The organism is Bradyrhizobium sp. CCGB01, from assembly GCF_024199795.1.
Lineage (GTDB): Bacteria > Pseudomonadota > Alphaproteobacteria > Rhizobiales > Xanthobacteraceae > Bradyrhizobium.
Genome location: NZ_JANADK010000001.1, coordinates 4,788,368 through 4,799,767, shown reverse-complemented (window position 1 = coordinate 4,799,767; position 11,400 = coordinate 4,788,368). Strand labels below are relative to the sequence as shown.

The following is an 11,400-nucleotide window of genomic DNA, read 5'->3' as shown; positions in this document are numbered from 1 at the left end:
CCCCTTCGAAGTCCGATGCGGGTTAAACGGACGAGGTGACGAATTCCGTCAGTCGGCGCGGTCGGCCAGCAGCTTCCTGATACGGTCGGCATCTTCAGGCGTCGCCGGATTGTAGACGATCATGCTGAGATCGGAGCGACCCTCGACATTGAAGCTCGAATATTCGAACGACATGGTGCCGTGAACGGGGTGCCGCAGCCGCTTGGTGCCGTCGCCATGATGGCGCACGTCATTGTCGCGCCAGAGTGCCGCGAATTCCGGACTGGTCCGGCAAAGCTCGTCGACGAAATCGGCGACATGCGAGACGGCGCCTGCGCGCGCGGCATCGGCCCGGAACGCCGCCACCACGAAGCGCGCCACGCTGTCCCAGTCATATTGCGCGGCGCGCACGCGCGGATCGCAGAAGATGAAGCGCAGGATATTGCGCTGTCCCGGCGGGATCGCGCCGTAGTCGGTCAACACGGCGCTGGCGGCGCGATTCCAGGCGACGACGTCCCAGGTCGCGGTGCGCACCAAGGCCGGGCTGAATTCGAGCGCATCGAGCACGCGTTGCAGTCGTGGCGAGACGCCCTCTGTCGCCTGGTAACGCACCTCAGGCGGACGGCCGAGGCCGATCAGGAACAGATGCTCGCGCTCGACATCGGTCAGCATCAGTGCGCGGGCGATGCGGTCGAGCACGTCGGCCGACGGCGCGCCGCCGCGGCCCTGCTCCAGCCACGTGTACCAGGTCGGGCTGATGTTGGCGCGCTGGGCCACCTCCTCGCGGCGCAGTCCGGGCGTGCGCCTGCGGCTGCCACTGAGGCCGAACGCGGCGGCGTCGAGCCGGGTGCGGCGGTCCTTCAGATAGGTACCGAGCAGGTTTTCGACCGAGGCGATCTCGCTCATGCTGTTAGCTATTATACCCTGATACGATCACTACTTTACCCGGATAATCCTAGCGCAGATGGTCGTCTCCACCAACCCCCTCCGCCAATCCCTGGAGATTGCTCATGCGTGTATTCGTCACTGGCGCCACCGGCTTCGTCGGCTCCGCCGTCGTTCGCGACCTGGTCGCCGCCGGCCATCACGTGCTCGGCCTCGCCCGCTCCGACGCAGGCGCTGCAGCGCTCATTGCAATGGGGGCCGCGGTCCATCGTGGATCGCTCGAAGATCATGCGTCATTGCGCAGCGGCGCGGCCGCCTCCGACGGCGTGCTTCACCTCGGCTTCAACCACGATTTCTCGAAATTCCTGGACAATTGCGAGCTCGACCGGCGGGCGATCCTCGCCATGGGCGAGGAGCTCGCAGGCTCCGACCGCCCCTTGATCGTCACCTCCGGTGTGGCGCTGCTCGCTCCGGGACGGCTCGCGACCGAGGACGATGTCGCTTCGCACCACTTTCCCCGTGTTTCGGAATCGACCGCGCTGTCGTTGATCGAACGCGGCGTGCGCGCTGCCGCGGTTCGGCTTCCGCCGTCCACCCATGGCGAAGGCGATCACGGCTTCGTTCCGATCCTCATCAATCTTGCGCGCGCGAAAGGCGTGGCGGCCTATGTCGGCGACGGCATGAACCGCTGGCCGGCCGCGCACCGCACCGACGCCGCACGCGTCTACCGACTCGCCTTGGAGCAAGGCGCCACCGCAAAGCACTATCACGCGATCGCCGAGGAAGGCGTTCCGTTCAGGGCGATTGCCGAGGTGATCGGCAAAAGGCTCGGCGTGCCCGTGGTCTCGAAATCCACGGATGAAGCCGAGGAGCATTTCGGCTGGTTCGCGCGATTTGCCGCCATCGACGTCCCGACCTCGAGCACGAAGACGCGCGCTTTGCTCGGCTGGGAGCCCAAAGAAAAAGGGCTGATCGAGGACCTCGACCAGCCCTACTATTTCAAAGCCTGACGGCGCGTTGCGCCGCCGGTCGCAGCTTGCAGATCAGTCCGTCGTGACAGCGGTTTCCATGTCCGTCGGATCGATCTGCCTGGCGAGGTTGGCGTTGAGCTTATCGCGGTCGAGCTCGCCTTCCCACCAGGCGACGATCACGCAAGCAACGCCGTTGCCGCACAGATTGGTCAGCGCACGGCACTCGCTCATGAACTTGTCGATGCCGAGCACGATCGCCATGCCCGGCACGAGGCGCGGATCGACCACCGCGAGCGTCGCCGCCAGCGTGATGAAGCCCGCGCCGGTGATGCCGGAGGCGCCCTTCGAGGTCAGCATCGCCACCACCAGAATGGTGAGCTGCTGGCCGAAGGAGAGATCGAAGCCCAGCGCCTGCGCGATGAACAGCGTCGCCAGCGTCATGTAGATGTTGGTGCCGTCGAGATTGAACGAATAACCCGTGGGCACCACGAGGCCGACCACCGACTTCGAGCAGCCGAGGCGCTCGAGCTTCTCCATCAGGGAGGGCAGCGCGCTTTCCGAGGACGAGGTGCCGAGCACGATCAGCAGCTCGTCCTTGATGTAGGCGAGGAACTTGAAGATGGAGAACCCCGCCATGCGCGCGATGATGCCGAGCACGACGAACACGAACAGCGCTGCGGTGACGTAGAACGTCGCGATCAGGCCGACCAGGTTGAGGATCGCCCCGGTGCCGAACTTGCCGATGGTGTAGGCCATCGCGCCGAAGGCGCCGATCGGCGCCGCGCGCATCACGATGGAGATGACGCCGAACACCGCATGCGCGGCGTCGTCGATGAAGCTGCGGATGGTGTGGCCGCGCTCGCCGAGCCCCATGAGGGCGAAGCCGAACAGCACCGAGAACAGCAGCACCTGCAGGATCTCGCCTTGCGCGAAGGCGCCGACGACGGTGTCCGGAATGATGTGCAGCACGAAGTCGACCGACCTCTGGCCTTCGGCCTGCTTGGCGTAGTTGGCGACCGCCTGTGCGTTGGCGGCGGCGCTGCCGAAGCCCGCGCCCGGCTTCACCAGATTGCCGATCAGGAGTCCGATCACCAGCGCGAAGGTCGAGACGACCTCGAAATAGACCAGCGCCTTGACGCCGATACGGCCGACCTTCTTGGCATCCTGGATATGGGCGATACCCGAGACGACGGTGCAGAAGATGATCGGGGCGATCACCATCTTGATCAGCTTGATGAAGCCGTCGCCGAGCGCCTTGATCCATTCGTTGGTCGCGAGCGTCGGCCAGAGCCAGCCGACGATGGCGCCGAGCACGATGGCGATCAGCACCTGGACGTAGAGAACCTTGTACCACGGCTTTGCTGCGGGCTGCGCGACCGGCGCCCCCGCCATCGTTGTGGTCGTCATTGTTTCACTCCCCCTCAAACTCAGAGCCAGCCAAGATCAACTTGGCCGGCTCTGTCAATTGGAACTGCTCGTTGTTGCGCGCTTTACCCGCGGCGATCGACGATCCGGCGGGCCGCCGGCATCAGCGTCGCGCCAAGCGCGTTCTTCACCAGCGACGCCGCGATGAACGGCATCAGGCCGACCTGCCACGCCTTGGACATGCCGAGGCCAAGGCCGAAGGCGAGCCAGCCGAAGCCGGCGGCCAGAATGACGACATGACCAACGGCCATTGCCGCAAACAGCAGCACCACGCTGCGATCCCAGCCGCGTTCGGCAAGCCACCCGGTGACGAAGGCGGCGCCAATGAAGCCGAACAGATAGCCCGCGGTCGGGCCGACCAGCGGTGCAATTCCACCGACCGGGCCGGCGAATACCGGCAGGCCCATCGCGCCTTCGGCGAGGTAGGCGATCATGGTTGCGCTGCCAAGGCGCCAGCCATAGGCGGCGCCGATCATCAGCACGACCAGCGTCTGCAACGTCATGGGCACGTAAGGCAGCGGCAGGTTCACCTTGGCTGATAGCGCCATCAACGCGGTGCCGAGCGCGATCAGCACGACGGCGCGAAGGCTGCCTACGGTTTCGCCGGAACGGGTCGGCCACATCAATGCGGCGAGAGGATAATGCTGCGTGGCGGCGGACGTAAGGGAACGGTCAGACAAGTTGCACTCCGGAAGGCTGTCGAAAACTGGCGGCTATTTAAGCCAGTGAGCGATCCGGTCAACTGCCTCCCGCATCTCCTCTGCCGAGCGAGCATAGGAGAGCCGTATGAACGAACGGCCATGGATGGGATCGAAATCGAGGCCGGGCGTCGCCGCAACGTGGGCCTGCTCCAGCATCTGTTTGGCGAACTCGAAACTGTCGGAGGTGAAGTCCGACACGTCAGCATAGAGATAAAATGCGCCGTCGGCCGGCAGGAACTTGCTGAGGCCCGCCTTGGGCAATCCCTCGATCAGGATGCGCCGGTTTTCCTGATAGCCGTGCTTGATCTCCTCCATCTCGGCCGCGCCGTCGAAGGCGGCTTCGGCTGCGATCTGCGACAGCGAAGGCACCGAGATCGACAGGTTCTGCTGCAGCCGCTCGATCGGCCGCACCAGGATGTCAGGCACGACCATCCAGCCGACGCGCCAGCCCGTCATGCAAAAATATTTCGAGAACGAGTTGATCACGAGTGCGTGCTCGGAGAGCGAGGCCGCCGTCACCGCCGGAAAGGCGTAGTCGAGCCCGTGATAGATCTCGTCCGAGATGAAGCGAATGCCGGCGTCTTCCGCCGCCGCGATCAACCCGGCGAGCGCCTCGCGGGACATCATCGTTCCCGTCGGATTGGCGGGGCTCCCGACCAGCGCACCCTTCAGCGGCGCCTTGCGATGCGCCGCCAGCAACGCCTCGCCGGTCAGCGCATGGCGCGTCTCGTTCGTGGTCTCGATCAGCACCGGCTCGCAGCCGAGCGCGGTGAGGATATGACGGTATGGCGGATAGCCAGGCACGGTCACGGCGACGCGGTCGCCGGGCTCGAACATCGACAGGAAGGCCAGGATGAAGCCGCCGGAGGAGCCCGTCGTCACCACGATCCGCTCGGGGCTGACATCACAGCCATAGGCATCGCGATAATGGCGCGCGATGCGTTCGCGCAATGAGGGGATGCCGAGCGCGGAGGTGTAGTCGATCCGCCCGGCCTCGAGCGCCGCATGGGCGGCCGCAATCGCGGTCTTCGGGGCGCCGGTTGCGGGCTGTCCGACCTCCATGTGGATGACGTGGCCGCCTGCCGCCTCGATTCGGGCCGCGGCGGCCATCACGTCCATCACCATGAACGGGGGAACATCGCTGCGGCGGGAGGGCTCGAGCCACTGCCCTAACCGGTTCCTCAATGTCGCATCGTGCATCGATTTCTGCTATTTCGCTGGCGAACCGGTCGATCCGGTCCGGGAAACGGGGCTCTTGCGCCCCAGACTGGCCGCATTGTACGGCTCATAAGGGGTATGGCTTACAAGGGCATATCGCGTATCCGGTCCGCCGCCAATCGCCAAAAACCAATCACGAAACTGCTTGCCCAAGACCGTTGCCCAAGACCGTTTGTCGAGACCATTTGACCCAGACCGCCTGATGTTGCTCCAGATCGCATTGCGCAAGAAGGCCTCCGCCCTCACCGCCCTCGTCACGGCCGCGGCGATCGCGCTGTTGCCGATGCCGGCCGCGCATGCGCAGGCCAAGGGGCCGCCGGTGCTGCGCGACACCGAGACCGAGCAGCTGCTGCGCGAATATACCCGCCCGATCCTGCGCGTCGCCGGTCTGGAGAAGCAGAACATCCAGATGGTGATCATCAACGACGGCTCGTTCAACGCGTTCGTCGCGGACGGCCGCCGCATCTTCGTCAATTACGGCGCGATCCTCCAGTCGGACACGCCCAACCAGATCATCGGAGTGCTCGCGCACGAGACCGGGCATCTGGCCGGCGGCCATCTGTCCAAGCTGCGCGAACAGCTCGCCAACGCCCAGACCCAGATGATCATCGCCATGCTGCTCGGCGCCGGCGCGATGGTCGCGGGCACCACGCGCGGCAGCAACAGCGCCGGCAACAACGGACTCGCCAATGCAGGCGCGGCCGCGATCGCCGGCCCGCAGGAGATGATCCGGCGTACGCTATTGTCCTACCAGCGCCAGCAGGAGGAGAATGCCGACCGCGCCGGCGTGAAATTCCTGACCGCGACCCAGCAATCGCCGAAAGGCATGTACGAGACCTTCAAGCGCTTCACCAGCGAGAGCCTGTTCGCTGCCCGCGGCGCCGATCCCTATCTCCAGTCGCACCCGATGCCCGCCGAGCGCGTCGCCTCGCTTCAGGAGTTCGCCAGTTCCAGTCCCTATTGGGACAAGAAGGACGATCCCGCGCTCCAACTCCGCCACGACATGGTGCGCGCCAAGATTTCCGCGTTCATGGAGCGGCCGGAGACGGTCTACCGCCGCTACCCCCAGACCAACGACAGCCTGCCGGCGCGCTACGCCCGCGCCATCAGCACCTATCTGCACGGCGATTTGCGCAGCGCGCTGGCCCAGATCGACGCCTTGATCCAGGTCCAGCCGAACAACCCGTATTTTTACGAGGTGCGCGGCCAGGCCCTGCTGGAGGGCGGCAAGCCGGCCGAGGCGATTCCTGCCCTGCGCAAGGCTGTCGCGCTTTCGAACAGCGCGCCCCTCATCGAGATGTTACTTGGGCAGGCACTGGTTGGATCGGATAATAAGGCCTACACGGACGATGCCGTTCGGATTCTCCGGGCCGCGGTGGCACGGGAACCGGAGGCTTCGCTCGGCTACATGCAGCTCGCGATGGCCTATGGCCGGAAGGGCGACTATGCCGAAGCGGATCTGGCGTCGGCGCAGGCCGCTTATCTGCGCGGCGACAACAAGACCGCCCGCGAGCTCGCCACGCGCGCGAAAACCCGTTTCGCCGTCGGCACGCCCGGATGGGTCAAAGCCGACGACATCGTGGCGGCCAAGCCGCCGCGTAACTAGATCGACCACGCAACGAACGCGACAAGACGACGCCTGACACCACGACGTCACGACACCGAGCTTTAAGTCCGCCGGGACGTTTTCCGAAACCAGCTTTCGACAAGAGGATTTGCCTATGCCTTCGCTGCGCCTGCTTGCTCCCGCGCTGTTCGCGCTCGCCCTGTTCGGCGCAGCCGCGCCCGCGTCGGCCGACAGCTTCTCCGATGCCCAGCGCACCGACATCGAGGCGATCATCAAGAACTATCTCGTCACCCATCCCGAGGTGCTCGAGGAAGCGATGACCGAGCTCACCAAGCGCCAGGCCGCGGCCGAAACGCAGAAGCACGAAGCCAGCATCGCACAGAACTCCGATGCGATCTTCAACTCGCCGCGCCAGGTCGTGCTCGGCAACAAGGACGGCGACGTCACCTTCGTCGAGTTCTTCGATTACAATTGCGGCTACTGCAAGCGCGCGATGGACGACATGCTCAACCTGATGAAGGGCGATCCGAAGCTGAAGGTCGTGCTGAAGGAATTTCCGGTGCTGAGCCAGGGCTCGGTCGAAGCCGCCCAGGTCGCGGTGGCCGTGCGCATGCAGGATCCCTCCGGCAAGAAATATCTCGACTTCCACCAGAAGCTGCTCAGCGGCCGCGGCGCCGCCGACAAGGCGCGCGCGATGCAGGCGGCCAAGGAAGCCGGCCTCGACACCACCAAGATCGAGAAGGACATCGCCAGCCCCGAGGTGCGCGCCACCATCGAGGAGAACTTCAAGCTCGCCGAGGCGATGGGCATGAACGGCACGCCGAGCTACGTGATCGGCAAGCAGATCGTCGTCGGCGCCGTCGGCCTCGAAGCCCTCAAGGAAAAGATCGGCGTTGCCCGTTGTGGCAAGGCGACCTGCTGATCATCTCGCAACTCACGCACGCGAAGAGGCCGGCTGAAAAGCCGGCCTTTTTCGTTTGCCGAATATCGGCGCGAATCCGGCGCGTGCGTTCATCTCGCGTTTAAGAAACAAATGCCCCGGAACCCCCGATGTTCCGGAACAACTCAAATCTCCTTTCGTTGTCGGCGCGGGCAATGACGCAAATAAACACGTGAGGAGAACCTAGATGTCTAACCGCTTTATGATCTCGGTTGCCGCAGTCGCGCTTCTGGCGGGTACCGGTCTGGCGAACGCACAAGGCAACATGGGCCGCGACAGCGGCGGCAGCGCCGGTGGCGCGCAGATGCAGCACTCGCAGCCGTCAGGCGGCGCGGCTGAGCGCGGCGGTTCGATGGGCCGCGAATCCGCGGCTCCCGAGAAGGGCACCGTCGGCCAGGCTGGCGGCGCGATGGAGAAATCCGGCGCCGCTGAGAAGTCCGGTGCGATGGAGAAGTCCGGCGGGATGGAGAAGTCCGGCTCCGGCACGATGAACAAGAACGCGACTGACGAGAAGGCCGGCGCGAAGGGCGAACGCGCCCAGGGTGCCCAAGACAAGTCGAAGAGCATGAGCTCGGACTCGACCAAGTCTGACTCCACCAAGTCCGGCACCAAGGACATGAAGGCCGAGGACAACAAGGCCGGCGGCGCTGCCAAGAGCAACAACGCCGAGAACCGTCCGGCCACCACCGACACGAAGTCGCAGACCACGACCGGCAACGCTTCGGCCACCGCAGCCGCACCGCCCGCCGAGAAGCGGACTGAAATCTCGACCGCGATCAAGTCGACCAAGATCGAGGAGACCACCAACGTCAACTTCAACATCGCGGTCGGCACCGCGATCCCGGCGTCCGTCCACTTCCACCCGCTGCCGCCCCGGATCGTCGAGATCTACCCGCAGTGGCGTGGATATGAAGTGATCTTCGTCCGCGGCCAGTATGTGATCGTCCGTCCGCAGACGCGCGAGATCGTCTACATCATCGAGGGGTAAGCGGCTTCGCTGACCTACCGTCTCACGTGAGCCCCTGCCGAGAGATCGGCGGGGGCTTTCGGCCGACCGGGGGACCGTGCCCTCCGCCTCTGCGGCAGCCATGCTTTGGACTGGTTAACAAGCAATTTCCGTAGCTTCCGCACAGGTTTTTGCACCCCGGATGAGGTGCTTGAAGCGGCCCGGGAGGCCCTTCAAGGCTTCCCCTCACGCGCTTTGTTACCTATAACCCCCGCCACGCCGAAGCACCTCTTGCGGGATTGGAATGGCCGAACCAGCAACCGACACGATCCTCGTCCTCAACGGGCCGAACCTCAACATGTTGGGGACGCGCGAGCCCGAGAAGTATGGTCACGCGACCCTGGCCGACGTCGAGGCGCTGTGCCGGGAGGCGGCGGCGGCGTACGGCCTCAAGGCCGACTGCCGGCAGTCCAACCGCGAAGGCGAGCTGATCGACTTCATCCACGAGGCGCACGCCCGCAAGATGAAGGGCATCATCATCAATGCCGGCGGCTATTCGCACACCTCGATCGCGCTGCACGACGCGCTGCTCGCGGTGCAGATCCCGACGGTCGAAGTGCACGTGACCAACATCCACGCCCGCGAGAGTTTCCGTCACCATTCCTACACCGCGCGCGCGGCGTTCGCCTCGCTCTGCGGTTTCGGCATCGAGGGCTACCGCCTCGCCATCCAGGGCCTTGCCGCCAAGCTCGGCATCAAGCCCAAAGCCTGACGCTCCCTCATCACCCAGAACATTCGGATCAAAGAACATGGCGCGCCAGCCAGACGACAAAGCAGCCGCAAAGTTTTCCAGCGAGGATTCCGCGCTCGTCCGCGAGCTCGCCCTGCTGCTCGATGAGACCAGCCTCACCGAGATCGAGATCGAACGTGCCGGCCTGCGCCTGCGCGTCGCCCGCAACATCAGTGTCGCTGCGACTATGCCGATGCAGATGGCGGCCGCCCCCGCCGTCCTGCCGGCGGCAGCAGCTGCCGCCGCGCCTGCCGCTGCCGCGGCCGACCTGTCGAAGCATCCCGGCGCGGTGACCTCGCCGATGGTCGGCACCGCCTATTGGGCGCCGGAGCCCGGCGCCAAGCCGTTCATCGAGGTCGGCAGCAAGGTCTCGGTCGGCCAGACGCTCCTGATCATCGAAGCGATGAAGACCATGAACCAGATCCCCTCGCCGCGCGCCGGCACGGTGACGCAGATCCTGGTCGAGGACGGCCAGCCGGTCGAGTACGGCGAGCCGCTGGTGATCATTGAGTGAGGGAGTGGCGAATAGCGAGTAGCGAATAGTTACTCCTCCCGATTCGCCGCTCGCTATTCCCTATTCGCCCCGAGGCACCATGTTCGACAAGATCCTCATAGCCAATCGCGGCGAGATCGCCCTCCGCATCCTGCGCGCCTGCAAGGAGCTCGGGATCGCCACCGTCGCCGTGCACTCCACGGCAGACGCCGACGCCATGCATGTGCGCCTGTCGGACGAGAGCGTTTGCATCGGCCCGCCGCCGTCCAAGGACAGCTATCTCAACGTGCCCGCCCTGCTCGCGGCCTGCGAGATCACCGGCGCGGATGCCGTGCATCCCGGCTACGGCTTCCTCTCGGAGAACGCGCGTTTCGCCGAAATCCTCTCCGAGCACAATCTGCATTTCATCGGCCCCAAGGCCGAGCACATCCGCCTGATGGGCGACAAGATCGAGGCCAAGAAGACGGCGAAGAAGCTCGGCATTCCCGTGGTGCCCGGCTCCGACGGCGCGGTCGGCCCCGAGGACGACGCGATGGCGATCGCGAAGAAGATCGGCTTCCCCGTGCTGGTGAAGGCAGCGGCCGGCGGTGGCGGCCGCGGCATGAAGGTCGCGCACAGCGAGGCCGATCTCCAGGTGGCGCTGTCGACGGCGGCCAACGAAGCCAAATCCGCCTTCGGTGACGCGTCCGTCTATCTCGAAAAATACCTGCAGAAGCCGCGCCACATCGAGATCCAGATCCTCGGCGACGGCCGCGGCGGCGCGATCCATCTCGGCGAGCGCGACTGCTCGCTGCAACGCCGACACCAGAAGGTCTGGGAGGAAGGTCCCTCGCCCGTCCTCTCCGCGGCTGCACGCGCCAAGATCGGCGAAACCTGCGCCAAGGCGATGCGCGAGATGAAATATCTCGGCGTCGGCACCATCGAATTCCTGTTCGAGGACGGCGAGTTCTACTTCATCGAGATGAACACCCGCATCCAGGTCGAGCATCCCGTCACCGAGAGCATCACCGACATCGACCTCGTGCTGGAGCAGATCCGCATCGCCGCCGGCGGCGAATTGCCGGCGAAGCAGAGCGAGGTGCAGATCATCGGCCACGCCATCGAGTGCCGGATCAACGCCGAGAACCCGCAGACTTTCCGCCCCTCGCCCGGCCGCATCACGCAATATCACCCGCCCGGCGGCCTCGGTGTCCGCATCGATTCTGCGGTCTATCAGGGCTACACCATCCCGCCCTATTACGACTCCCTGGTCGGCAAGCTGATCGTGCACGGCAAGACCCGCAGCGAATGCCTGATGCGGCTGCGCCGGGCGCTGGACGAAATGGTGGTCGAGGGCATCGAGACCACGCTGCCGCTGTTCCGCGACCTGGTGCGCCAACCCTCGATCATCGACGGCGACTATCACATCCACTGGCTGGAACAGTACCTCGCCGGCAAGGAACCGGCCCAGGGATAATCCTCCATTCCCGTGGAACCCTTTGGGCC

11 protein-coding genes are annotated in these 11,400 nt (G+C 65.2%); 7 read left to right on the top strand and 4 right to left on the bottom strand.

The genetic code is table 11. The features are described from left to right. Positions 1-48: 48 nt before the first annotated feature. Positions 49-885, bottom strand: coding sequence for a helix-turn-helix transcriptional regulator (locus tag NLM25_RS22065; protein WP_254138371.1), 837 nt, complete (start codon positions 883-885; stop codon positions 49-51). A gap of 104 nt (positions 886-989) precedes the next feature. Between NLM25_RS22065 and NLM25_RS22060 the strand changes: the two genes are divergently transcribed. Beyond that, positions 990-1,874 carry an SDR family oxidoreductase gene (locus NLM25_RS22060; protein WP_254138370.1) on the top strand — a complete coding sequence of 295 codons (885 nt, stop codon included), beginning with the start codon at positions 990-992 and terminating at the stop codon, positions 1,872-1,874. Between the two features lie 33 nt (positions 1,875-1,907). Here NLM25_RS22060 and NLM25_RS22055 read toward each other — a convergent pair whose 3' ends face one another. From NLM25_RS22055 to NLM25_RS22045, 3 genes are all read right to left on the bottom strand, one after another. Next, positions 1,908-3,242, bottom strand: a complete 1,335-nt coding sequence (locus NLM25_RS22055; RefSeq protein WP_254118993.1) for a dicarboxylate/amino acid:cation symporter — start codon at positions 3,240-3,242, stop codon at positions 1,908-1,910. 83 nt (positions 3,243-3,325) lie between these two features. Beyond that, positions 3,326-3,883: a biotin transporter BioY gene (locus NLM25_RS22050; RefSeq protein ID WP_254141237.1), complete on the bottom strand. Its 558-nt coding sequence runs from the start codon at positions 3,881-3,883 to the stop codon at positions 3,326-3,328. A gap of 90 nt (positions 3,884-3,973) precedes the next feature. Next, positions 3,974-5,161 (bottom strand): pyridoxal phosphate-dependent aminotransferase, encoded by a 1,188-nt coding sequence (locus NLM25_RS22045; RefSeq protein ID WP_254138369.1) that lies wholly within the window; start codon positions 5,159-5,161, stop codon positions 3,974-3,976. Between the two features lie 220 nt (positions 5,162-5,381). Between NLM25_RS22045 and NLM25_RS22040 the strand changes: the two genes are divergently transcribed. The 6 genes from NLM25_RS22040 to accC all read left to right on the top strand — a co-directional run bounded on the left by NLM25_RS22040 (position 5,382) and on the right by accC (position 11,371). Then, a complete protein-coding gene (locus NLM25_RS22040) occupies positions 5,382-6,785 on the top strand; it encodes a M48 family metalloprotease (protein WP_254138368.1) in 1,404 nt (467 codons plus the stop codon). A 115-nt stretch (positions 6,786-6,900) separates the two neighbouring features. Beyond that, positions 6,901-7,668 carry a DsbA family protein gene (locus tag NLM25_RS22035; RefSeq protein ID WP_254138367.1) on the top strand — a complete coding sequence of 256 codons (768 nt, stop codon included), beginning with the start codon at positions 6,901-6,903 and terminating at the stop codon, positions 7,666-7,668. Positions 7,669-7,873: 205 nt separating this feature from the next. After that, positions 7,874-8,674 carry a DUF1236 domain-containing protein gene (locus NLM25_RS22030; protein WP_254138366.1) on the top strand — a complete coding sequence of 267 codons (801 nt, stop codon included), beginning with the start codon at positions 7,874-7,876 and terminating at the stop codon, positions 8,672-8,674. A gap of 262 nt (positions 8,675-8,936) precedes the next feature. Beyond that, on the top strand, positions 8,937-9,404 hold the full coding sequence (gene aroQ / locus NLM25_RS22025; protein WP_254138365.1) for a type II 3-dehydroquinate dehydratase: 468 nt from the start codon (positions 8,937-8,939) through the stop codon (positions 9,402-9,404). Positions 9,405-9,441: 37 nt separating this feature from the next. After that, on the top strand, positions 9,442-9,936 hold the full coding sequence (accB, locus tag NLM25_RS22020; protein ID WP_254118983.1) for an acetyl-CoA carboxylase biotin carboxyl carrier protein: 495 nt from the start codon (positions 9,442-9,444) through the stop codon (positions 9,934-9,936). Between the two features lie 79 nt (positions 9,937-10,015). Further along, positions 10,016-11,371, top strand: a complete 1,356-nt coding sequence (gene accC, locus NLM25_RS22015; RefSeq protein WP_254118981.1) for an acetyl-CoA carboxylase biotin carboxylase subunit — start codon at positions 10,016-10,018, stop codon at positions 11,369-11,371. The last annotated feature ends 29 nt before the right edge of the window (positions 11,372-11,400 follow it).